Genomic DNA, 22,860 nt, shown 5'->3' on the forward strand with positions numbered 1-22,860 from the left:
GGTGTGGTACAGAACAGCAGGAAACAGAGATCCACTGACAGCCACGCTGTGAGCGAATATGAGCGCAACTATGAATCTGTATACGAGGTTCGCAAAGGAAAATCTTTCGAAGCCCACGATCACGTTGAAGAGGTGAAGAAGAGAAAAAACGAGTGCGTTGGTCCATATGTCATTTCCGTTCAGTTTCAAAAAAACTCCTCTGAAGAACAACTCCTCCGAGAAAGGAGACAGAAACACCACCGAAACCATCACGATGAAGCGGTTCATGAAGGGTGGAAACCGAGCTTCACTGCCCCCCAAGAAAAACACGTTCACAAAGAGGAGAATCAGGAACCAGTGTAGATCGACAAAGCTTACTCTGAACGATGGAACGTATCGAAAGGCCGCACACACCGTCACAGCACCGGCGAGTCCCAGCAGGGACTGATAGAAGATCGCCTTCTCGAATCGGTGTATCCTGAAGAGATTTATTGAAAACATGAACGCAAGATACAAAGCAAGGGCTATTATCGAATAGAAAACGCTCACAGCTTCACCTCACAGCAGTGTTGCTATCATGACCGCTTTTATGGTGTGTTTTCTGTTCTCCGCCTCGTCCCAGACCCTGCTCTGTTTTCCCTCGATCACCTCGTAGGTGACCTCCTGGCCCTTCACTGCGGGGAGGCAGTGCATGAAAATCGTTTCCGATTTACCCGTCATTTCCATCACTCTCTCGTTCACCTGATAAGGTTTTAAAAGAGCCATTCTTTCCTTTTCTTTGTCTTCCTCACCCATGGATGCCCACACGTCCGTGTAGATAACATCGGCACTTGCGAGTGCTTCTTCCAGATTTGACGTGAAAGAAACGCTCCCATCGGTTTCTTTCGCGATCTCCTGACACCTTTCGAATATGTCAGATCTGGGCTTGAGTTCTTCGGGACCACACGCCACGAAATTCATCCCCATCTTCGCACAGGCAATCATGAGGGAGGTCGCAACGTTGTTTCTGGTGTCCCCCATGAAAACAACCTTTACACCCTTCAATCTTCCGAAATTCTCCTCTATGGTCATCAGGTCGGCGAGCGCCTGTGTTGGGTGGAACTCGTCGGTGAGTCCGTTGTACACGGGAACACCGGAGTACTCAGCCAGCTTTTCCACAGTCTCCTGTTTGTAGCCCCTGAACATGATGGCGTCCACCATTCTTCCAAGGACGCGTGCGGTGTCCTCGAGAGATTCTTTCGCTCCAAGGTGTATGTCGTTCGGTGAGAGAAAGATCGGATGTCCTCCTTCTTCTGCAAAAGCGGTTTCAAAGGCGAGTCTCGTTCTCGTTGATCTCTTCTCGAAGATCATGGCGAGGGTCATTCCTTTGAACCTTTCGGTTCTCAGTTTGGATCTGCTTTCCATCTTCACCTGCTCTGAGATATCGAGAAGGTATCTGATCTCTTCAGGAGAAAAATCAAGAAGAGTGAGGAGAGATCTCCCTTTCAGATTCACAGACACACTTCACACCTCCACTATATCCTCGAGTTTTTCACCTGTGGATATGTACCTTACCGGTCTTCCTGTCTCTCTTTCTATGAAATCAACAAAGCGCTCGAAGTTCTTATCTTCCAGAGATTTCCAGCCATCGAAGACTTCGTAGACAGGCTCTTTCTTTTCCAGATCTCTGAGTGAAACGAGATCTCTTCCATCGGAGTAGCGCACGCAGACCTTGATCTTTTCAAAACCGTTCAGCACGTCTGCCTTGGTCATGACCAGAGAATCGACACCGGAGATTTCAATGGCGTACCTGAGGAGCGGCAGATCGAGCCAACCACATCTTCTCGGCCGACCGGTCGTGGAACCGTATTCGTGTCCCGCTTCTCTCAACTTCTCCCCTTCCTCTCCTGTGAGCTCCGTCGGGAAGGGGCCTTCTCCAACCCGCGTTGTGTACACCTTGAAGACGCCTAAAACTTCATCTACTTCCACAGGAAAACCCATTCCCGCACTCACACCCGAGGAGGAACAGTTCATGCTCGTGACATACGGATACGTTCCCACGTCCAGATCCAGAAGAACCCCCTGTGTTCCTTCGAAGAGAACGCTCTTCTCTTCGAGGATTCTTTTCAACTGGACCGGTGAAACGACGAAGTCTTTTATTGTCTCATAAAAGGTGGAAAGATCTCCCATAATTTTCTCTGCGGCGAAATCTACCCCGTAGATCTTCTTCAAAGAGAGGTTCTTTTCGAGGAAATATCTGAGTTTTTCTTCGTTGCCGAGCTCTGCGACTCTCACATTCACCCTCATAACCCTGTCAGCGCAAGCGGGACCTATTCCTCTTTTCGTAGTGCCTATTTTCAACACTTCGTCTATTATCCTGTCCATTTCTTTGTGCACTGGAAGAACCACGTGTGCGCTCTCAGAGATGAAGATTTCACCTGAATAATCGGGAAATTTCTCTTTCAATTCCCTCAATTCTTCTGTCAGCACCTGAGGATCCAGGAGAACACCGCTTCCTATGGCGATTCCTCTGTTTTTTGTGAAATCGGCCGAAGGGAGGAGGTGGTGTATCACCTTGAAATCTCCGTAATTCACGGTGTGCCCGGCATTCGCTCCGCCTGAAAATCTCGCCACAATATCGTGGTATCTGGAAAGATACGTTACCACCTTGCCCTTTCCTTCGTCTCCCCATTGAAGTCCCACCACAACGCGGTTCATTCGCTTCACTCCTTTTCAAAGCGTTTGAAAATGTGGTCCACGTGTTTCAGGTAATAAGAGATATCGAAGAGTTCTTCGAGCTCTTCTTTGGTAACCAGTTTCTTAACCTCTTCATCCTCGAGGAGGTACTCGAGGAAGTGTTTTTCGGAGTTCCAGGTTTTCAGAGCGTTCCTCTGGACGATATCGTAAGCCTCTTTCCTCGTGAGTCCTTTCTCTATGAGTTTCAGCAGGACTCTCTGGGAGAACACGAGTCCCTTTGTGAGATCTATGTTCTTCTTCATTCTTTCTTCGTTCACTTTCATGTTCCTCACTACGTTTGTAGCCGTGACGATCATGTAGTAAAGAGTCTGTGTGGCGTCAGGAAAAACGTATCTTTCAACGGAGGAGTGTGAGATGTCTCTCTCGTGCCAGAGAGCGATGTTTTCAAGGGAAGGATTGACGTACGCCCTCATCATTCTGGAAAGTCCCGTGAGGCGCTCGCAGGTGATGGGATTCTTCTTGTGGGGCATGGCGCTCGAGCCCCTCTGACCTTCCCTGAACGGTTCTTCCACCTCGAGCACTTCCGTTCTCTGGAGGTGTCTGATCTCGACAGCGATCCTTTCTATTCCCGCTGCCACGATCGCGAGTGTGGACAGGTAGAAAGCATGGCGGTCCCTCGGAACAACCTGTGTGGAGACGGGTTCAGGTTTCAATCCCAGGTACGAAAGTGCCTTCTCCTCCACCTCCGGTGGCACGTTTGCATAGTTTCCAACGGCACCACTGATCTTACCGTAAGAAACTTCATCTATCGCCCTCTCAAGGCGTTGGACGTTCCTTTTCATCTCGGAATACCATCCGAGGACCTTCAAGCCTAAAGAGGTGGGTTCCGCGTGGACTCCGTGTGTTCTTCCAATGGTGGGAGTGTGTTTGTATCGATTTGCAGCTTCCCAGAGCACATCGCAGAATTCTTTTAGAGACTCTAACAGGATCTTTCCCGCTTCCACAAGAGCGAGGGAATTTGCGGTGTCGAGAACATCTGACGAGGTGAGACCGTAGTGGAAGAACCTCGAGTCTTCTCCTATCATCGAGCCGACTCCTTCGACGAACGCCACCACATCGTGGCTCGTTCTCTCTTCTATTTTCTTGAACAGTTCCACATCTATCTTAGCGTTGTTCCTTATTCTCTCTGTCACTCCCTTCGGAATCGTTCCCAGTTCTTCGTACGCCCTCGTCACTGCCAGTTCCACTTCCAGCCATCTTCTGTACTTCGCTTCCTCCGTCCAGAGATCCTTCATCGGTGACAGCGAATACCTTTCTACCATCTTTTTCCCTCCCAAACAGATCTCTTATGAACACGAGCGCAACAACAGGAAAAACAAGATAAGAAGCCGTTGGATATTTAATACTCGCCACCTTCCACAACGCCATCGCAACGAGAAACCAGAAAAGCGATTTGAGAGGTATGTTCACGGCTTTTTTCTTTGCAAAACTGGTGACGATCAGAGGAAAGAAAGACAGCACCAGAAACAACTCGGCTCGATCGTAATTTGTTCCTTTCAAATATTCGAACCCCTCGAGGACGAGGAGAAAGATCAGACTCACATGAAACAGGGTCTTTTCTCTCTCACTTCTGGTGAAGAAGAAAACAACGGAAGCGATAAGAGCGAGTATCGATACAAAAGTACTGTCTTTCCAGGAGAGAACAGCGAAGATCAGAGAAAGTCCCAGGCCTAACATCATCGATCCCCTTTCACGAGAGTCACAGCAGTTTCCACATGGTAAGTCTGAGGAAACATGTCGAAAGGCTTCACCCTGACAATAGAATAGCCGTTTTCCACCAGCACCTTGAGGTCTCTCACCAGAGTAGAAGGCTCACATGAGACGTAAACGATCCTTTCGGGTGAAAGTCTCGCTATTTCTTTCATCGCTTCTGGACCCGCACCTGATCTCGGTGGGTCCAGGATTATCCTGTCTGCCCTTCCGCTGTAGTTTCTCAGAAAGTCCAGCACATCTTGTTCCACGTATTCTATGTTCCTTCTGCTGTTTATGTTTGCGTTCGCCTTTCCAGCTTTCACGGCGACTCTGCTGGATTCAACAGAGATCACCCTCGCTGCCGAAAAGGAAGTCCTCATGGAAAACGTACCGATACCCGCATACAGGTCCAGCACCATCTCGTTACCCTGAAGTGATAGTTCCCTGTACACGTGATCTATCAGTTTGGATGTGATGGAGTAGTTGCTCTGGAAAAAGGCGGTCGGTGGAATTTGAAACCTTTCCCAGTCGAACTCTTCTACAATTACACCCTCACCGTAGAGAGTTTTGTACGGTCCCCTTAGGACCACAGAATCTTTGGAGTTCATCACATGGATGATGGAGTGAATCTTTGGAAATCTCTTCAATACAGCACGAACCAGATCCCTTCCCCAGGGAAAGGATTCCGTCTTCGTCACAAAGATCACCATGAACTGGTCCGTGCTGAATGCGTACCTGATCACGAGGTGCTTGAGCACTCCCTTCCTCGTTTCCCAGTTGTAAACAGGAATGTTGAGTACCTGAACGGCCTCTTTTACAGTGTTCAGAATCTCACCCGTGCCTTCCGGTGCCACCTCACAGTCTTTTATGTCAATCACAAAATCGGAGTTTCTCTTTTTCAACCCCAATTTTCTTCCCTGAAAATGAAACTCCATTTTCGTCCTGTAGTGAAAAACAAGATCACTCGGCTCCACATCTTCCACTTCTACCTTCAGATTTGAGCGTTCGAAAAGATCGATCAATACCTCCTTTTTGTAACGAAGCTGGGTTTCATACTTCACATCCATCCAGTGACAGCCACCGCATCTTCCAAAGTATCTGCAGGGTGGTTTTGTTCGATCTTCGGATTCTTTCAGAAGGGAAACTACCTTTCCAAAAGAAAAATCCCTTTTCTCTCTGTAGGTTTTTATCAGGACTTCCTCACCGGGATACGCTCCTTCTACGAGAACTACCTTGCCGTTCGAAAGATGGGCAAGGCCGTAACCTCCGTTGATCATCTTCTGTATCCTCACCTGCTCCAGCATCTTTCACATCCTCTCTGGTGCGGAAACTCCTATGAGTTTCAGACCCTTTCTTAAAACGATACCCGTTGCGAGGGCAAGGTTGAGTCGCGCGTTCGAAAGTTCGGGATTCTCAGGATCCACTATCACGTGTTTGGTGTAGAACGCGTGGAAGGACTCGGCGAGCGACTGGAGATAGTTCGTGAGCCTGTTCGGTGCGAACATCTGCGCGACCTCTTTCAAAGCGGTGTTGAACATACCGAGGTTTCTCATCAGAACCCTTTCTTCTTCGTTTCCAAGCAGTTCAAGGTGTTTTCCCTCTTCAAACTTCACACCTTTCTTTTCCGCGTTGGAGAAGAGATTGTGGATCCTGGCATGTGCGTACTGAACGTAGTAAACTGGGTTGTCCATGGATTTGGCCTTCGCCAGATCGATATCGAACACCATGTGGGTATTGGGGTCCACCATCGCAAAGAAATATCGGGTGGCGTCTCTTCCCACTTCGTCGAGAAGTTCGTCCAGAGTGACGAATTCTCCCGCTCGCGTGGACATGCGAACGATTTCCCCACCACGTTTCAGAGTAACGAACTGATGCAGTATAACGTTGAAGAAATCGTCGGGAATGTCGAGGGCTTTCATCGCTGCCTTCATTCTTGGTATGTGGCCGTGATGGTCACTACCCCAGATGTCGTAAACCTTCCTGAAACCTCTCTTGTATTTCTTGTAGTGATACGCGATATCCGTCATGAAGTACGTGTATGTACCGTCGCTTCTCACAAGAACCTTGTCTTCCTCATCTATGAAGGCAGAGACTTTCAACCACACAGCACCGTCTTTTTCGTAAACAACGTCCTTGTTCTTGAGGAGTTTCAGCACCTCTTCGACAGTCCCATCCTCTATCAAACTCTTTTCTGAGAAGTACACATCGAACGAAGAACCAATCTTTTCAAGGGTATCTTTCATGGAGGAGAGCATTCTGTTCAGCGCTGTCTGTTTGAAAAACTCCTCCACTTCTTCGTTCCACAGATCTTTGTATCTATCTCCGATTTCGTTCACCAGATCCCTCGCGATGTCCACGAGGTATTCCCCGCGATAGCCCCCTTCGGGAATTTCTTTTTCAACTCCGAGAAGCTGATTGTACCTTGCCCAGAGCGACTGAGCGAGAAGCCTTATCTGTTTTCCAGCGTCGTTTATATACATTTCCCTCGTCACATCGTAACCGAGCTCTTTGTAAACCTCGGAAAGCACGTCACCTATGATGATCTGTCTGCCGTGTCCAACGGTGAATGGTCCCGTTGGGTTTGCACTTCCGTATTCGAACTGCACCTTCATTCCATTTCCAACGTTTTCTCTCCCGTACTCGTCTTTTTTCTCCAGCACGGTTTTAACCACTCCACGGAGCAGTTCGTTCGACAGGAAGAAATTTATGAAACCGGGTCCCATGATTTCTATCCTGTCAAACGAGGGATCTTCATCGAGACTTTTTACGATCTCTTTAGCTATCTCCCGCGGGTTTTTCTTCAAAGTTTTTGCGAGCTTCATAGCAACGTTGGTGGACAGATCTCCGAATTCCTTTCTGGGTGGAATTTCGACCTCGAATTCGATTTCTGAACCGTACGCTTTAGAGATGACTTCGGACACCTTTTGCCTGATCGCGTTCACCAGCACTCTACCGCACCTCCATGTTTCGGATTCTGCTGATCTGTTACCCTCTGAAGAGAATGTGTTTCACCGTATCTATCCTGTGCCTCTTTCCCTTTAGAAGATCCAGTTCGAGGTCCACGGACATTTTCACACCACAATCCTGTCGCAGAAAACCCGTCAGGTTCGGGGTGAGCGGGATAGGTGCGCTCACGTAGCTTTTCCCTCGGTAAGTTTTTCCAAGAAAAGTTCCTCTTGGAGAAACTTTGATTCCAAAAACCTCGAGACTCTGGGAACGTGCCCATAGACCTTTTTTCTCTTTCCACCAGTCGTTTTCTTCCGTTTCCAGATCGAAGTGGATGAAAGCAAAGACGTTCTTTTCCACGAGCGGCCTCAGAGCCTTTGAAGAGAGTGTGTCTTCCTTTCTGAGAACTGCGGCGTACCATTCCCCAAAATCCGCAACTGCGAACCTTTCTCTGAGGGTGTATCGATGTAACACTTCACCGTTTTCTATCACCAGCACATCGGGAGATGTTCGAAAAGTCTCCACACCTGGAGCGACAATTGGTACGTCCAGTCCTTTCGAAATGTATCGAAGCAGATCTGTGTAAAATGGATCGAGTTTTTCAAAATTCTCTATTCTTATCGGAGAAACCCCGGCGAGGAGATTACCTGTCAGTCTTGGGAAAATGAGAAGGTCCACAAAAGGAAGATCCTCCTGCAAGATTTCCATCAGAGCATCTATGAAATCGTCCGCGGATTTGAACATCTGGTCCAGAGGAAACGCGACGCACACTACCCTTTTTACACCTTTTCTGCTTCGGTGCACTCTTGAGATTTTTCTTTTCGGGATCAACCTTTTTTTCACCATCTTCCAGAGAATGTTCTCAAACATCTTCGGCTTCCTCCGAAGAGAAGAAATTCTTTTTCAACTCCAGAAAAACGGGAGCTACTCCCTCTGCCACGACCCCCGTTTGGTTTTTTGTTTTTTCGAGAGGAAAGTAGATATTGTTGTGAACCTTTCCCAGGAAATTCAACAAGACTATGGAGGCCAGAGATGTTTCCTGCGTGTGTGCCCAGAACTTTGCCTTTACAAAATTAAAATCTATGAAGTTTTGAATCTCACAGAAACCAACCACCAGTTTCGCACCGTTCTCTTTTGCAATGTAAAAGACTTCCGGGTAGAGAGCAAGATCCCCACCCACCACAAAAATATTTATGTCAGCATCTACGATTCCGAATTCGTAACCCTTCTTCCATTCCCTTCCGTTCTTTCCGATGATGAAAAATTTGCTGGTACCCACAATGGAAAATCTGGCGTTGTCTGGAATCACATCCAGCCATGATATGAAAAGGTCTATTGTTTCAAACTCCTCAAGAGATACGGGTGATCCAACCAGAATTTTCAACTTGATCCACCCATTTCAAGTATAGCATCAATCTTTTGAAACCCTTTCAGCGATGTAGTCAGCGGCGAAGTCCCGATCGATTTCAACCTGGTCTCCCGTCTCGAGGTCGCGGAGAATGACGATTCCTTTTTCCAGTTCTTCATCACCAATAATGACCGCATACCTCGATCCCATTCTGCTGGCGTGCTTAAGCTGACCGGAGAGCTTTCTATCCATGATGTCCACATCCACACTCAGGCCCTTCTTTCTCAATTCACCCGCAAGCTGGACACCATCCATAAAGGCTTTTTCACCAAGAGTTGCGATGTAAACAAGATGAACATTTTTCATCGGGATTTCTATTCCCTCTGCTTTTAAAGCGAGTATAATTCTCTCTATACCACCTGCAAAACCAAGGGCGGGTACGGAAGAGCCCCCAAGTTCCGCAAAAAGGCCATCGTACCTTCCACCACCCGCGATGGCGCTCTGGGCTCCAAGACCTTCGTGCCTCACCTCAAAAACCGTTCTGGTGTAGTAGTCGAGCCCGCGGACCAGGGTGTGATCTTCCACGTATTCGATCTCGAAAGTGTTGAGGTACTCTTTCAACTTCTTGTAGTGTGCCCTGCAGGAATCACAGAGATAGTCGACGCTTTTTGGTGCATTCAGAGAGTATTCGTGGTCCACCTTGCAATCGAGCAGTCTCAAAATGTTCGTCTCGTAACGTCTTTTGCAGTCGTCACAGAGATTGTCCAGAACTTGACCGTAATACTCTTTGAGGGCTTCGCGATAGTTTTTCCTGCACACCGGACAGCCTATGGAATTCAGGTGAATCTTGTATTTCGTGAGTCCGAGCCTTCTCAAGAAGGTATCAACCAGCATGATCACCTCGAAATCCGCTTTTGGAGATTCGGGGCCGATGATCTCGAAACCCACCTGGTGAAACTGTCTCAATCTCCCCGATTGTGGTTTTTCGTATCGGAACATGGGACCTATGTAGTAGTATCTCTGCTGAAACCCCCTGTCTATCAGAGAATTCTCCAGAAAAGCCCTGACGACGGGCGCGGTACCTTCTGGTCTCAGAGTGATGCTCCTTCCCGCTTTGTCCTGGAAGGTGTACATCTCTTTCTGAACAATGTCCGATTCTTCTCCCACACTTCTAACGAAAAGTTCCGTCTGTTCGAATATGGGAGTTCTGATCTCCTCTATTCCCGCGCTTTCGCACACATTTCTGAAGGTTTCCTCGACGTACCTCCAGTACCATATCTCTTCACCGAAGATATCGTTTGTTCCCTTTATCCTTCTGTATTTCAACTATTCACACCTCCCCTTTCCTCGAGAAGAATCTTCACATCTCTTATGATTCTCACAATTGCGTAAAAGACGACGAGGAATTCCAGTCTTCCGAGGAACATGCCCACCGTCATGGTCCATATTACACCCACCGGAAGATTCGGACTGGTGAGCCCCACCGAGAGACCTACTCCATTCATTGCGGAGGAGAATTCGAACATGGAAACCAGTGGATCGTATCCGTAACTCATGAGGATCAAGGTTCCCACCAGATAGGTCAGAGCGTAGACACCAAAGAAGACGAACATGTCCTTTATGATCCCATCGTCTATGGTTTTCCTGTTTTCACCTTTCCAAACTATGATCTTTTCAACCTTTCGCCTCGGTCCCATGAAATTGATGATAGATCGATATATCAATTTCAGTGTGACGAACACTCTGAACTGTTTCAAACCACCAGCCGTTGAATCCATCATTCCACCGAGCATCATGATAACGGTGAGAAGATACACGCCGATTGGAAAGAGAGTAACCCACGGAACAAGATCGGCGTTGGAGAACCCGGTACCCGTTATTGCGGAGACCACCTGAAACACCACGTATCTGAGCGCCTTTTCGTGAAAAACCTTCCTGGCTGGTCGCAGTAGAAACAGCGATGCGATGACAATGGTGGATCCCATGATCCAGGGTTCCCCGTTTTTGACGAAGGCTTTGAAGTTTCCCTTCCAGAGGGTGTAATGGATTCCAAAACCCGTTCCACCGAGCAGCATGAGAACGATGGTTATCACTTCTATCGATACACTGTTGTAGTATCCAATACTCGCGTTTTTCACCGAGAAACCACCCGTTGCGAGAGCCGTGAGAGAATGGTTGAAGGCATCGAACCAGGGCATACCGGCCATATGAAGAAAGAACATACCAGCGGCGGCGTACGCCACGTATATGACCATGATCACCTTCGTGGAGTGGGTCACATTTGGGAGTATGTTGTCCACCCTACCTTCGGAACTGTAAAGGGAAGCTCCGAGAGGTCCGATCAATGTGGCGAGCATTATGACGGCAAATCCCGCACCTCCAATGAACTGCATGACACTTCTCCACACCAGAAACACATGGGGAAGACTCTCCACGTCAGAAAACATGGTGAGCCCCGTTGTGGTCCAGCCGCTTGTGGCCTCGAATACTGCCTGGTGAAAATTCAAAAGACCCTCTATAACGAACGGAAGTGCTGAAAGGACTACCGCGGCGCACCACGTTGTGACAACTATCACCGCTCCTTCTTGGTATCCCACCACACGAGTCTCGTTCAATTTTGAAACTTTTTTAAGAACAACACCAGAGGCAAAGGAAATGATTGAGGGAACCAAAAAAGACTCGATGTATATCCACTCTTCAGGATAGAAAATCACAAAAATTGTTGGCAGAAGAAGGATCGCAGGGAACCATATCAAAAGCTGACCTACGTACCAGAAAATCACCTTGAGTCTGTATTTGGTACTGGTCATTAGGTCTTCCAATTTTCCTCACCTTCCAAGCAGTGTCTCTTCGACTGTTTCTTTGGCTTCTGCACTTACGATCACGTACAGTTTATCACCGGAGAGAATCTCCGTATCTCCTCTCGGAACCACAAGCACCCCACCGCGGACGATAGCTGCGATGATACTATCCCTTGGAAGCGGAAGATCCTTCAACTTCTTTCCCACAACCGGACTGTCTTCTTCCACGTTCACACTTAGAAACTCAATACCTTGTTCCAGCGGTATGATGCTGGAGAACTCATCTGGAAAGATGAGAGCCTCCACCGTGTTCGTTATGAGAGTGGTGAGATTCAAGACGGTTGTGATACCCATTTTTTTGAATATTTCCATGTTTCCCGGGTCGTTGACAAGACTCACTACCCGCTTTACCCCGAAGTCCTTCATAACAAGCTGTGCGATGAACAAATTGACCTCATCTCTTGGAGTGAGGATCACCACCACATCGTTTTTTGAAACCTCGGCGTCTCTGAGTATTTCTTTGTGACTTCCATCTCCGTGTATGATCGTCGCCTTCAATTTCTTGGCGAACTCTTCGCAGAGTTCCCTGTCTTTGTTTATGATCACTACACCGTACTTTCGTGACAGCATGGAACGCGCAAGGTAATACGCCGTCGTTTCTCCACCGATTATTATGACTTTCAATCTTCTTCACTCCCTATGATGAACTCCTTTACTTTCTCTATCATGAGAACGGCGGGACAGATGGTTTTTATTCCATTTTCTTCGAAAATCTTTATCTTTTCCGGATCGTAGACCCTGGCGATCACGTTCTCCACGTTGAACATGTACCTTGCGTTCATCGAGATGAAGAAATTCGTACTGTCGTCGTTCGTGAACGCAAACACCATGTCTGCCTTCTCCATACCACACTCTTTCAGAGTTTCAAACTCCGCGGCATCTCCCACCACGGTGAAACCGGAAAACTCGGAGTTGAGCCTGTGAAACGCGTATTCGTTTTTATCCACGACCACGACACTGTGTCCCGAAGAGGAAGCAAGATTTGCTATCAGCGATCCAAGTCTTCCACAGCCGAATATCACGATGTACTTGCTTTTCTGTTTTTTTGACATACTGTTAACTCCCTCACCTTCAATATCTGTACCTGTGAATCCTTCTCATCTTTAAAATATATCCCCAAATCATCCCGTAGACAAATCCACCTATGTGTGCCCACCACGCTATTCCGTAGGATCCAACAAGGCCGTTCAGAACCTGGATAAAGAACCAGATCATCAGATAGTAGAACGCCGGTATTTCCACGAGTGTGAGGAAGAAGAAAATTGGAAACAGAGTCACGATCCTCGAGTACGGAAACAGCACGAAATAAGCTCCCATAACGCCGGACACCGCTCCGGATGCTCCAACCATGGGAGTTGTTGAATGAAACGCAAAAACGAATTGGGTGAGTGCGGCAAAAATACCGGCAGATAGATAAAACAGAGTGTAGCCAACATGGCCCATCTCGTCTTCTGTGTTGTCTCCGAATATCCAGAGAAACCACATGTTACCCAGGATGTGCCAGAACCCTCCGTGGAGAAACATGTGAGTTATGAAAGGAAGAAGGGAAAAGCCGAGCGCTTCTTTTACTCTCTCAACCGTATAACGAGCTGGCACGAGGCCATATCTGTACATGAACAGGAGAAGTTCTCTGTCGTTCAACATGAGTTCATACACGAAAACAACCACGTTTATCAAAATCAAAGCTATCGTTACGTAAGGCTTCTTTCTACTTGGGAGAACATCGTAAAGAGGAAACACGATATCACCTCATCAGATGGTCAGATATGTTCGCCCTTTCCACCACTTCCGGTAATATCTTCGATTCGTCTCCCGTCATGATCACAACCACGCCCGGACCGTGTCCTGCTGAAACGCAGGCAGAGTGTACCACAACACCTATCGATACTGCCCCTTTTCTGTACTTTCCAACTCCATAGGAATTGTCGTGGTCCTGAATTGCGACGATGTCTCCAAGTTTCAGATCCGCTACTCCAAGATCCTCAGGATTCGATGCCATTATATCGTAGTCGGTGGAAGCACTGCTCGAAGCGCCAATCCCAGATCCCATCATGTGCGCTGGAATCTTCGCAACAACAGGTACATGGATTTTCCCATTCTTTTCCTGTATCCCAAGTTTTTCGAAGAGATCTGGGTCGATGTTCATCACCTTCACATCCGGATGATCCAGAAGCTTCAGTCCCTGCCCCCAGGCCTTTATCAATATCTTATCCCCCACCATAAGCTTTCCGAGTACTTCTTCTTCGAAATAAACGAGAACGTGGTTCACACCTCCGTGTTTTCCCGTGACGAACCCTCTGCTTCCCTTCGCGTCTCCAGACATCACGATCACTTCGTTTCCTATACACGAAAGGGTCATCAGCGGTATTTCCTCTTCCTTATTCCTTGCCATGACAGAAACACCCGGTTCTACGTGGTCTCCTGCCCATCCGTAAGCACTGTCACCCACTTTCACGTTGTAGGTGATGCCCCCAAGCACTGGAATTACCCTCACTGTCCCTTCGGTTGTTACACTGTAAGGAGACCTCATTTTCGCTGGAGCGATCTCTCCAACAACCGAAATTCGAACGAGTCTGTCTTTGTTAGTTCTCACAAATCTCACCTCCAGTGTGTGGTATCATTGAGTAGATAGGGAAAACAAGGAGGTGACACTTTGAAATTTTACATCACCACCCCAATCTACTACGTGAATTCTGAGCCTCACATAGGAAGTGCCTACACCACTATTGTAGCCGATATCATCGCTCGCTACAAACGTTTCATGGGTTACGATGTGTTCTTTCTCACGGGAACGGACGAACACGGCCAGAAGGTCCTGCAGGCAGCCCAGCAGGCTGGAAAGGACCCGCAGGAATTCTGTGACGAACTGGCTGAAAAGTTCAAACAGCTCTGGAAAGAACTGAAGATCACGAACGATTATTTCATCCGAACCACAGACGAAATGCACATGAAAACCGTCCAGGAATTCGTTGCGAAGATGAAAGAAAACGGAGACGTCTACAAGGGCATCTACAAGGGATGGTACTGTGTCCCCTGTGAGACGTTCTGGAACGAGGACGAGGTTATAAAGGAAGGAGAAGAACGTTTCTGTCCGGAGTGTAAAAGACCCGTCAAATGGGTGGAGGAAGAGAATTACTTCTTCAGACTTTCGAAATACAGAGATCCTCTCCTGAAGTACTACGAGGAGCATCCCGATTTTGTGGAACCGGACTTCAGAAGAAACGAGATGCTGAAGATTCTCGAAGGTGGTCTCAAAGACCTGAGCATCACCAGGACGACCTTCAAATGGGGCGTTCCCATGAAGGACGATCCGGAACACGTGATCTACGTGTGGGTGGACGCGCTCATAAATTACATATCCGCTATAGGATACGGCTGGAACGATGAGATGTTCAATAAATGGTGGCCTGCAGATTTGCATCTGATAGGAAAAGAAATAAACAGATTCCACTCCATCATATGGCCTGCGATGCTCATGTCGGTTGGACTCCCACTTCCAAAAAAGGTGTTCGCACACGGGTGGCTCACGGTGAACGGCCAGAAGATCAGTAAGTCCCTCGGCAACGCTATAGACCCCAGATTCTTCGTGAAGAGATACGGCAACGACGTGGTGAGGTATTACCTGATACGGGATATCATGTTCGGAAAAGACGGCGATTTCTCGGAGGAAAGGCTCGTCCACAGATTGAATTCCGATCTCGCGAACGACTACGGAAATCTCCTTCACAGGATCACGGCTATGATAAAGAAGTATTTCAACGGAAGACTTCCTTCTCCTTCTGCTCAGGAAGGGCTCGATAGCTGGCTGAAGGAGAGATTCTTCGAAACAAAAGACGCTTACCATGAACTCATGGATTCCTACCGGCTCACAGAAGCCCTGGACAAGATATGGGAGTTCATAGCAGATGTGAACAAGTACTTCAATGACACGAAGCCCTGGATACTTGGAAAAGAGGGAAATATGGAAAGGCTCGGAACGGTGCTGTACAACTCACTGGAGGCCGTGTTCAAGGTGGCTCTGATGACACTCCCGGTGATGCCAGACACCTCCAAAGAAGTGTTCAGGAGAGTGTCCTTTGAAGAAAAGCCTTCGAAGGAACATCTGGAAAACTGGGGAGTTCTGAAGTCTGGTTCCACAGTGATCCACGGCGAACCTCTCTTCAGAAAAATCGACGCGAAAGACTTCAAAAAGGTGGTGGAGACGGTGTCGGTCGAACAGAACGTGATCACAATAGATGATTTTTCCAAAGTAGATCTCAGAATTGCAAAGGTCCTCGAAGCGGAGAAGGTTCCAAATTCCAGAAAACTTCTCAGATTGATAATCGATCTTGGAACGGAAAAGAGACAGATAGTGGCGGGAATTGCAGAACACTACAAACCCGAAGAACTCGTAGGAAAACTGATCGTCGTTGTCGCTAATTTAAAACCCGCAAAACTCATGGGCATAGAGTCTCAGGGAATGCTCCTCGCCGCAAAGTCCGGCGATACCTTGAGACTTTTGACTGCAGATGGAGAAATCACACCAGGTGCGAAGGTGTCCTGACGGAGGGATGTGAATGCCAGAGATCCTGATAAACAAACCCGTAGAGGATGAACTTGTTGAGTCTTATCTTCTGTACTCGATGAGCGTTATAGTGGGAAGGGCCATTCCGGACGTTCGGGATGGCCTCAAACCCGTTCAGAGGAGAATTCTCTATGGAATGTACGAACTCGGTCTCAAACACAACTCACCCACCAAGAAGAGTGCGAGAATCGTCGGTGAAGTGATGGGTAAGTACCATCCTCACGGTGACGCACCCGTGTACGATGCCCTCGTGAGGATGGCTCAGCCGTTCACGATGAGGTATCCACTCATAGAGGGTCAGGGAAACTTCGGTTCCATAGACAGAGACCCTCCGGCCGCGATGAGGTACACGGAAGCGAGACTCACGAAGCTTGCCGAAGAAATGCTCGAAGACATAGAAAAGAACACGGTGAACATGGTCGACAATTTCGATGGCACGCTGAAGGAGCCGGAAGTCCTCCCATCCAAGGTGCCAAATCTCATAATAAACGGTGCCTCCGGTATAGCGGTGGGAATGGCCACAAACATACCTCCACACAATCTCTCCGAGACCGTGGATGCCCTGATTTATTTGATCGATCATCCAGAAGCCACGGTTGAAGAACTCATGCAGTTCATAAAAGGACCGGATTTTCCCACAGGAGCCGTGGTAGTGAACGCTTCTGAATTGAAGAAGGTTTACGAAGAGGGAAGAGGCAGGATCATCGTCAGAGGAAAGGTGCACGTCGAGGATGGAAAGAGAGTAAAGCGAATCGTCATCACGGAGATTCCGTACGGAGTCAGTAAAGCGGGTCTCATAGAACAAATAGCAAAAATAGCGAAAGACGACGAATCACTCCCAATCAGGAACATAAGAGATGAATCCGATAAACGCGGAATGAGGATAGTTATAGAGATCCCGAAGGACACCAGCGAAGAGGTCATAATAAACAATCTCTACAAGAGAACTGCTCTTCAGGATTACTTCAACGTTCAGATGCTGGTCATAGACAAACACAAAAGACCCAGGTTGATGAATTTGAAAGGATTGATGGAGGCTTTCCTTGAGCACCGCTTTGAAGTCATCAGAAGAAGAGCAAGGTACGAATACGAACAGTACACAAGGAGGGCACACGTTGTCGAGGGTCTCCTGAAGGCGGCAAGAGCGATAGGTGTTGTTGTGGACATCGTGAGGAACAGCAAGGATGTGGAAAGTGCGAAGCAATCACTCATGGAAACACTCGAAATCACCGAAGAACAGGCAAAAGCCATTCTCGACATGAGACTTTCGAGGCTGACTTCCCTCGAAATAGAGAACCTTCAAAACGAATACTCCGATCTGGTCAGGAAGATCTCAGAAGTGAAGGAAATACTCGAGAAGGACGAAAAAGTAAAGGAGATAATGAAAGAAGAATTCCTCTACTTGAAGCAACAATACGGGGATCCCAGAAGAACAGAGGTCACAGATCAAAGTATCGAGTACAACGAAGAGGAGCTCATTGTCGAAGAAGACGTGGTGATAACATTGAGTCATAACGGCTATTTAAAGAGCACACCGCTGAACAGCTACAGATCGCAGAAGCGCGGGGGTAAAGGAATCACCGTCTCGAAACTCACTGAAGATGACGAGGTCGAGTTCGTTGTGGTCGCGAAAAACACCGCATCGACCCTGTTTATAACGAACCTCGGACGGGCGTATGTTCTCAAGAATTATCAGCTGGAAACCACCGGAAGAAACACGAGAGGAAGGCACATCACCGCGTTTCTGAATCTCGAAGACACAGAAAAGATCGTAGCACTCGCTTCTCTGAACGGTGATGGAAATGATCTTGTGATCGTTACAAAATCTGGGAAGATCAAAAGAACCGCTCTCAAAGAGTTTGAAAACGCCACCAGCAACCGCGGTGTCAGAGCCATAAAGATAGAACCTGGAGATGAGATCGTCAGCGCCAGGGTTGTTAACAGCGAAAAAGAAACACTCATAGTGGCAACGAAGATGGGTATGGCCGTCAGATTCCCGGTGAGCGATGTTCGCAGGATGGGAAGAAATGCAGCCGGAGTTCAGGCGATAAAACTTCAGCCAGGAGACGAAGTGGTGAGTGTGGACGTGATACCTCCAGGTGACGAAGGAGAGATTCTCACCGTGACAGAGAAGGGATTCGGCAAGAGAACACCCGTTCAGCTGTACAGGATTCAGAGAAGAGGAGGAACGGGTCTCAGAAACATCTCCGATGTGAACAAAACAGGGTACGTAGTAGCCGTGAGATACGTGAGGGGCGACGAAGAGATAGTGGTGGTCACAAGAAACGGCATGATGATCAGATTTCCCGCGTCTGAAATCGGTGTCATCGGTCGTGTGACAAAAGGCGTGAAACTCATCGAACTTGGAGACGATACCATATCGAAGGTGGCGGTGGTGAAAGATTGAGGAAACCCATAGAGCACACTGCTGACATTGCTTACGAGATATCCGGGAATTCTTACGAAGAACTTCTGGAAGAAGCGAGGAACATCCTTTTCGAAGAAGAAGGGATTGTCCTCGATAACGAAGAGAAAGAGAAAACTTATCCTCTTGAAGAGATGGAAGACGTTTTCTTTGACACGGTGAACGACTGGATTCTTGAGATATCGAAAGGATGGGCTCCCTGGAGGATTAAAAGGGAAGGAAACGAGCTAAAAGTAACTTTCAGGAAGATCAGAAAAAAAGAGGGGACCGAAATAAAAGCCCTCACATACCATCTTCTGAAGTTCGAGCACGATGGCGATGTTCTGAAAACGAAGGTGGTGTTCGACACTTGAAAGATCTCACTGAAAGGCAGAGAAAGGTACTTCTGTTCATAGAAGAGTTCATAGAGAAAAATGGATATCCCCCCTCGGTGAGGGAGATTGCGCGGCGCTTCAGAATCACCCCGCGCGGCGCTCTTCTCCATCTAATTGCTCTGGAGAAGAAGGGTTACATCGAAAGGAAAAACGGCAAACCGCGGGCACTGAGGGTTTCGAAAAGCATAAGGAACAAAATACCTCTGATTGGAGAGATTCGTGCAGGTGAAAAAAGAGAAGCCATCGAATATCTGGAAGATTACATAGAAATTCCCGAGAGCTTTCTTTCGAGCGGTTACGATCACTTTTTGTTGAAAGTAAAAGGAGAAAGCATGATAGAAGAACACATCTGTGATGGGGACCTCGTTCTTGTGAGAAGACAGGATTGGGCGCAGAACGGGGATATCGTGGCGGCGATGGTTGACGGAGAGGTGACGCTAAAAAAGTTCTATCAGAGAGGTGATACGGTAGAGTTGAGGCCCGCTAACAGAGAGATGTCGTCGATGTTTTTCAAGGCGGAAAAGGTGAAAATCCTGGGTAAAGTGGTGGGAGTTTTCAGAAAACTCTAAGGGGGGATAGGATGTTTCCCTACAAGATTGTGGATGATGTGGTGATATTGATGCCGAACAAAGAGCTCAACATAGAGAACGCACATCTGTTCAAAAAATGGGTCTTTGACGAGTTTTTGAACAATGGTTACAACAAGATATTTCTGGTCCTTTCGGATGTGGAGAGCATAGACAGCTTCAGTCTGGGTGTCATTGTAAACATTTTGAAGAGTATCAGCAGCAGTGGTGGTTTCTTTGCACTGATATCTCCAAATGAGAAAGTAGAGCGAGTCCTCTCTCTGACGAATCTGGATCGCATAGTGAAGATATACGATACGATATCGGAGGCCATGGAGGAGGTGCGAAGAAAGTGAAGATCGCTATTGCATCGGACCACGCAGCCTTTGAACTGAAAGAGAAGGTGAAAAACTACCTTCTGGGCAAGGGAATAGAAGTGGAAGATCACGGTACCTACTCCGAGGAATCCGTTGATTATCCGGACTATGCGAAAAAAGTCGTTCAATCCATTCTGTCGAACGAAGCGGATTTTGGAATCCTTTTGTGTGGTACAGGACTCGGGATGTCGATCGCCGCAAACAGGTACAGGGGCATAAGAGCGGCTCTCTGTCTTTTCCCGGACATGGCAAGACTCGCGAGATCGCACAACAATGCAAACATCCTCGTTCTTCCGGGAAGGCTCATCGGAGCAGAGCTCGCTTTCTGGATAGTGGATACCTTCCTCTCAACACCCTTCGATGGAGGAAGGCACGAAAGGAGAATCAGAAAGATCGATGAGGTTTAAAGAGCTGATCTTTCCTTTGAGAGTCGAAGAGGAAGAACTCGTAGAAAAATTTTACGAAGAGGGATTCTTCAATTTCGCGATAGAGGAAGATGAAAAGGGAAAGAGGGTGTTGAAGATCTACCTTAGGGAGGGTGAACCCCTTCCTGATTTTTTGAAAGATTGGGAGATTGTTGATGAGAAGATCACCACTCCCAAAGACTGGATAGTCGAGCTCGAACCCTTTGAAATCGTCGAGGGAATATTCATAGATCCAACTGAAAAGATAAACAGAAGAGATGCGATCGTGATAAAACTGTCTCCCGGTGTGGCGTTTGGCACAGGTCTCCATCCCACCACGAGAATGAGCGTCTTCTTCCTGAAAAAGTATCTGAAGGAAGGAAACACTGTGCTCGACGTTGGATGTGGAACGGGAATACTCGCCATCGCTGCCAAAAAACTCGGTGCGTCTCAGGTGGTAGCGGTCGATGTGGATGAGCAGGCCGTCGAGGTGGCTGAAGAGAACGTTCGAAAGAACGACGTCGACGTACTGGTGAAATGGTCGGATCTTCTCTCAGATGTGGAGGGTACTTTCGATATTGTGGTGTCCAATATTCTGGCTGAGATTCACGTGAAGCTACTCGAAGATGTGAATCGTGTCACACACAGAGATTCCATGCTCATACTCTCAGGGATCGTTGACAAGAAAGAAGACATGGTGAAAAGGAAGGCCAGTGAACACGGATGGAACGTTTTGGAGAGAAAGCAGGAGAGAGAATGGGTAACTCTCGTGATGAAAAGATCGTAGAGTGGCAGATTGGAAGAAAGATCACGAACATGAATCGGGTGGCTTATCGCTGTCCATACGGCTATCCGGTTGTGATCGAAAGTCTGCCCATCAAGAATGGAAAGCCGTTTCCCACGCTCTACTGGCTCACCTGTCCCCACTTGAGAAGAGAAGTATCCAAACTCGAGAGCGAAGGGTTCATAAAGAAACTCGAAGATCGAATAGCGTCCGATGTGGCGTTTCGAGAAAAGATGAGGAAGGCACACTTAGAAGTGATAGAGAGAAGAAAAAGGCTCCTCACCGGGGAACATCCCTTCCGCGAAATTCTGGAAAAGGTAGGAACAGGTGGTATTCGAGATTTCTCGAAAGTGAAGTGCCTCCACCTTCACCTGGCGGATTACCTGGCAGATGTTGGAAATCCTGTTGGAGAAACCGTGTGGAATCTCATCGAAAAGAAATTCTGTGATGATGTTTTCTGCAAAATCGGGGAGGCGAGAGAATGAAGATCATAGAAACCATAGAGGAAATGAAGAAATTCTCCGAGGAAATGAGAGAGAAGAAAAAAACGATAGGATTCGTCCCCACCATGGGATACCTCCACGAAGGGCACCTGTCTCTTGTGAGAAGAGCAAGGGATGAAAACGATGTGGTCGTGGTGAGTATTTTCGTGAATCCTACCCAGTTCGGTCCCAACGAAGACTACGAGAGGTACCCAAGAGATTTCGAAAGAGACAGAAAGCTCCTCGAAGAAGAAAACGTGGACTGCATCTTCCATCCGTCAGTCGAGGAGATGTATCCTCCCGATTTTTCCACCTACGTTGAAGAAACGAAGCTTTCAAAAAATCTGTGTGGTAGATCCCGTCCTGGACACTTCCGTGGAGTGTGCACCGTGGTCACGAAGCTCTTCAACATCGTGAAACCTCACAGGGCGTACTTCGGTCAAAAAGATGCACAGCAGTTCAGGGTTCTGAGGAGGATGGTGAGAGATCTGAACATGGACGTGGAAATGATCGAGTGTCCCATCGTGAGAGAACCGGATGGCCTCGCGATGAGCTCAAGGAACGTGTATCTGTCGCCCGAAGAAAGGCAGCAGGCGCTTTCGCTCTATCAGTCTCTGAAAATAGCGGAGAATCTCTATCTGAACGGTGAAAGAGACGCAGAAAAGATAAAAGAAGAGATGATAAAACACCTTTCCAGGTTCGATAAGGTGAAGATAGACTACGTGGAGATCGTGGACGAGGAGACTCTGGAGCCGGTTGAGAAGATCGATCGAAAGGTGATCGTCGCGGTGGCTGCCTGGGTTGGAAATGCAAGACTCATAGACAACACGATCCTGGGGTGAGAACGTGAAGAGGTTCCTTTTGATCTCCGACTCACACGTTCCCGTGCGCATGGCCAGTCTTCCGGATGAGATACTGAACTCTTTGAAAGAGTACGATGGCGTGATAGGCCTTGGAGACTATGTGGATCTGGACACGGTGATCCTTCTTGAGAAATTTTCTAAGGAATTCTACGGAGTTCACGGAAACATGGATTATCCAGACGTGAAAGAACACCTTCCGTTCTCGAAAGTCCTGCTTGTAGAGGGTGTCACCATAGGAATGTGTCACGGGTGGGGTGCCCCGTGGGATCTGAAAGACCGTCTTTTGAAGGTCTTCAACGAAAAACCTCAGGTGATACTCTTCGGACACACCCACGAACCGGAGGACACGGTGAAAGCGGGTGTGAGATTTCTGAACCCGGGAAGCCTCGCTGAAGGCTCTTACGCCGTCCTTGAACTGGACGGGGGTGAAGTACGATTCGAGTTGAAGACCTTGTAAAA

At 47.8% G+C, this 22,860-nt stretch carries 24 protein-coding genes and 1 pseudogene; 11 read left to right on the plus strand and 14 right to left on the minus strand.

What is annotated here, in order from left to right; all coding sequences use genetic code 11:
- Nucleotides 1–45 precede the first annotated feature (45 nt).
- A pseudogene (locus MC24_RS09875) lies at nt 46–267 on the minus strand (CPBP family glutamic-type intramembrane protease); the annotation flags it as partial.
- On the opposite strand from MC24_RS09875, the gene MC24_RS09695 reads away from it, so the two are divergent.
- Nucleotides 167–427, plus strand: coding sequence for a hypothetical protein (locus MC24_RS09695; RefSeq protein ID WP_162179033.1), 261 nt, complete (start codon nt 167–169; stop codon nt 425–427). The pseudogene MC24_RS09875 and the gene MC24_RS09695 overlap by 101 nt on opposite strands.
- Before the next feature lie 110 nt (nt 428–537).
- Here the strand turns inward: MC24_RS09695 and argF are convergent, their stop codons facing one another.
- From argF to MC24_RS06085, 13 genes are all read right to left on the minus strand, one after another.
- A complete protein-coding gene (argF, locus tag MC24_RS06025; protein ID WP_038034227.1) occupies nt 538–1,479 on the minus strand; it encodes an ornithine carbamoyltransferase in 942 nt (313 codons plus the stop codon).
- 3 nt (nt 1,480–1,482) lie between these two features.
- Nucleotides 1,483–2,676 carry an adenylosuccinate synthase gene (locus MC24_RS06030; protein ID WP_038053485.1) on the minus strand — a complete coding sequence of 398 codons (1,194 nt, stop codon included), beginning with the start codon at nt 2,674–2,676 and terminating at the stop codon, nt 1,483–1,485.
- Between the two features lie 5 nt (nt 2,677–2,681).
- Nucleotides 2,682–3,977, minus strand: a complete 1,296-nt coding sequence (gene purB / locus MC24_RS06035) for an adenylosuccinate lyase (RefSeq protein ID WP_038053487.1) — start codon at nt 3,975–3,977, stop codon at nt 2,682–2,684.
- A 414-nt stretch (nt 3,978–4,391) separates the two neighbouring features.
- Nucleotides 4,392–5,711 carry a 23S rRNA (uracil(1939)-C(5))-methyltransferase RlmD gene (rlmD, locus tag MC24_RS06040; protein WP_038053490.1) on the minus strand — a complete coding sequence of 440 codons (1,320 nt, stop codon included), beginning with the start codon at nt 5,709–5,711 and terminating at the stop codon, nt 4,392–4,394.
- A 3-nt stretch (nt 5,712–5,714) separates the two neighbouring features.
- A complete protein-coding gene (gene argS, locus MC24_RS06045) occupies nt 5,715–7,355 on the minus strand; it encodes an arginine--tRNA ligase (protein ID WP_012311301.1) in 1,641 nt (546 codons plus the stop codon).
- Nucleotides 7,356–7,392: 37 nt separating this feature from the next.
- Nucleotides 7,393–8,223: a hypothetical protein gene (locus MC24_RS06050; protein ID WP_004080369.1), complete on the minus strand. Its 831-nt coding sequence runs from the start codon at nt 8,221–8,223 to the stop codon at nt 7,393–7,395.
- Nucleotides 8,216–8,737: a hypothetical protein gene (locus MC24_RS06055; RefSeq protein ID WP_004080370.1), complete on the minus strand. Its 522-nt coding sequence runs from the start codon at nt 8,735–8,737 to the stop codon at nt 8,216–8,218. Before MC24_RS06055 ends, MC24_RS06050 begins: the two co-directional genes overlap by 8 nt.
- A 27-nt stretch (nt 8,738–8,764) precedes the next feature.
- Nucleotides 8,765–10,027: a histidine--tRNA ligase gene (gene hisS / locus MC24_RS06060; RefSeq protein WP_038053493.1), complete on the minus strand. Its 1,263-nt coding sequence runs from the start codon at nt 10,025–10,027 to the stop codon at nt 8,765–8,767.
- Complete coding sequence (locus MC24_RS06065; RefSeq protein ID WP_038053595.1) at nt 10,024–11,511, minus strand: TrkH family potassium uptake protein; 1,488 nt, start codon at nt 11,509–11,511, stop codon at nt 10,024–10,026. The genes hisS and MC24_RS06065 overlap by 4 nt, the downstream gene beginning before the upstream one ends.
- 18 nt (nt 11,512–11,529) lie before the next feature.
- Nucleotides 11,530–12,186, minus strand: a complete 657-nt coding sequence (locus MC24_RS06070) for a potassium channel family protein (RefSeq protein WP_004080380.1) — start codon at nt 12,184–12,186, stop codon at nt 11,530–11,532.
- Nucleotides 12,183–12,614, minus strand: coding sequence for a potassium channel family protein (locus tag MC24_RS06075; RefSeq protein ID WP_004080386.1), 432 nt, complete (start codon nt 12,612–12,614; stop codon nt 12,183–12,185). Before MC24_RS06075 ends, MC24_RS06070 begins: the two co-directional genes overlap by 4 nt.
- Before the next feature lie 19 nt (nt 12,615–12,633).
- A complete protein-coding gene (locus MC24_RS06080) occupies nt 12,634–13,302 on the minus strand; it encodes a rhomboid family intramembrane serine protease (RefSeq protein WP_038053497.1) in 669 nt (222 codons plus the stop codon).
- 4 nt (nt 13,303–13,306) lie between these two features.
- On the minus strand, nt 13,307–14,155 hold the full coding sequence (locus MC24_RS06085; protein WP_012311307.1) for a DUF4438 domain-containing protein: 849 nt from the start codon (nt 14,153–14,155) through the stop codon (nt 13,307–13,309).
- A gap of 60 nt (nt 14,156–14,215) precedes the next feature.
- Between MC24_RS06085 and metG the strand changes: the two genes are divergently transcribed.
- The 10 genes from metG to MC24_RS06135 are packed head-to-tail and all read left to right on the plus strand — an operon-like array spanning nt 14,216 to nt 22,858.
- Complete coding sequence (metG, locus tag MC24_RS06090) at nt 14,216–16,105, plus strand: methionine--tRNA ligase (protein WP_038053500.1); 1,890 nt, start codon at nt 14,216–14,218, stop codon at nt 16,103–16,105.
- A 13-nt stretch (nt 16,106–16,118) separates the two neighbouring features.
- The gene (gene gyrA / locus MC24_RS06095; protein ID WP_038053503.1) at nt 16,119–18,533 is read left to right on the plus strand and encodes a DNA gyrase subunit A; all 2,415 of its coding nucleotides are present in this window, start codon (nt 16,119–16,121) and stop codon (nt 18,531–18,533) included.
- Nucleotides 18,530–18,904: an archease gene (locus MC24_RS06100; protein ID WP_012896606.1), complete on the plus strand. Its 375-nt coding sequence runs from the start codon at nt 18,530–18,532 to the stop codon at nt 18,902–18,904. The genes gyrA and MC24_RS06100 overlap by 4 nt, the downstream gene beginning before the upstream one ends.
- Nucleotides 18,901–19,494 (plus strand): transcriptional repressor LexA, encoded by a 594-nt coding sequence (gene lexA, locus MC24_RS06105; RefSeq protein ID WP_012311311.1) that lies wholly within the window; start codon nt 18,901–18,903, stop codon nt 19,492–19,494. The genes MC24_RS06100 and lexA overlap by 4 nt, the downstream gene beginning before the upstream one ends.
- A gap of 11 nt (nt 19,495–19,505) precedes the next feature.
- The gene (locus MC24_RS06110) at nt 19,506–19,847 is read left to right on the plus strand and encodes an anti-sigma factor antagonist (RefSeq protein ID WP_012311312.1); all 342 of its coding nucleotides are present in this window, start codon (nt 19,506–19,508) and stop codon (nt 19,845–19,847) included.
- A complete protein-coding gene (gene rpiB, locus MC24_RS06115; protein ID WP_004080405.1) occupies nt 19,844–20,275 on the plus strand; it encodes a ribose 5-phosphate isomerase B in 432 nt (143 codons plus the stop codon). The genes MC24_RS06110 and rpiB overlap by 4 nt, the downstream gene beginning before the upstream one ends.
- A complete protein-coding gene (locus MC24_RS06120; RefSeq protein ID WP_012311313.1) occupies nt 20,265–21,059 on the plus strand; it encodes a 50S ribosomal protein L11 methyltransferase in 795 nt (264 codons plus the stop codon). Before rpiB ends, MC24_RS06120 begins: the two co-directional genes overlap by 11 nt.
- Nucleotides 21,029–21,541, plus strand: coding sequence for a DUF501 domain-containing protein (locus MC24_RS06125; protein ID WP_012311314.1), 513 nt, complete (start codon nt 21,029–21,031; stop codon nt 21,539–21,541). The genes MC24_RS06120 and MC24_RS06125 overlap by 31 nt, the downstream gene beginning before the upstream one ends.
- Nucleotides 21,538–22,380, plus strand: coding sequence for a pantoate--beta-alanine ligase (gene panC / locus MC24_RS06130; RefSeq protein WP_038053505.1), 843 nt, complete (start codon nt 21,538–21,540; stop codon nt 22,378–22,380). Before MC24_RS06125 ends, panC begins: the two co-directional genes overlap by 4 nt.
- A gap of 4 nt (nt 22,381–22,384) precedes the next feature.
- Nucleotides 22,385–22,858: a metallophosphoesterase family protein gene (locus tag MC24_RS06135; RefSeq protein WP_010865261.1), complete on the plus strand. Its 474-nt coding sequence runs from the start codon at nt 22,385–22,387 to the stop codon at nt 22,856–22,858.
- Nucleotides 22,859–22,860: the final 2 nt, after the last annotated feature.

The sequence above is a fragment of the Thermotoga sp. Mc24 genome (genome assembly GCF_000784835.1).
In the GTDB taxonomy this organism is placed as follows: domain Bacteria; phylum Thermotogota; class Thermotogae; order Thermotogales; family Thermotogaceae; genus Thermotoga.

Excerpts from the sequence above, each read along its gene's own strand:
- MC24_RS09695 (WP_162179033.1), top strand. The coding sequence starts at position 167 with ATGTCATTTCCGTTCAGTTTCAAAAAAACTCCTCTGAAGAACAACTCC.
- MC24_RS06030 (WP_038053485.1), bottom strand. The coding sequence starts at position 2,676 with ATGAACCGCGTTGTGGTGGGACTTCAATGGGGAGACGAAGGAAAGGGC.
- purB (WP_038053487.1), bottom strand. The coding sequence starts at position 3,977 with ATGGTAGAAAGGTATTCGCTGTCACCGATGAAGGATCTCTGGACGGAG.
- rlmD (WP_038053490.1), bottom strand. The coding sequence starts at position 5,711 with ATGCTGGAGCAGGTGAGGATACAGAAGATGATCAACGGAGGTTACGGC.
- MC24_RS06050 (WP_004080369.1), bottom strand. The coding sequence starts at position 8,223 with ATGTTTGAGAACATTCTCTGGAAGATGGTGAAAAAAAGGTTGATCCCG.
- MC24_RS06065 (WP_038053595.1), bottom strand. The coding sequence starts at position 11,511 with ATGACCAGTACCAAATACAGACTCAAGGTGATTTTCTGGTACGTAGGT.
- MC24_RS06075 (WP_004080386.1), bottom strand. The coding sequence starts at position 12,614 with ATGTCAAAAAAACAGAAAAGCAAGTACATCGTGATATTCGGCTGTGGA.
- gyrA (WP_038053503.1), top strand. The coding sequence starts at position 16,119 with ATGCCAGAGATCCTGATAAACAAACCCGTAGAGGATGAACTTGTTGAG.
- MC24_RS06110 (WP_012311312.1), top strand. The coding sequence starts at position 19,506 with ATGTTTCCCTACAAGATTGTGGATGATGTGGTGATATTGATGCCGAAC.
- MC24_RS06120 (WP_012311313.1), top strand. The coding sequence starts at position 20,265 with ATGAGGTTTAAAGAGCTGATCTTTCCTTTGAGAGTCGAAGAGGAAGAA.
- MC24_RS06125 (WP_012311314.1), top strand. The coding sequence starts at position 21,029 with ATGGGTAACTCTCGTGATGAAAAGATCGTAGAGTGGCAGATTGGAAGA.
- panC (WP_038053505.1), top strand. The coding sequence starts at position 21,538 with ATGAAGATCATAGAAACCATAGAGGAAATGAAGAAATTCTCCGAGGAA.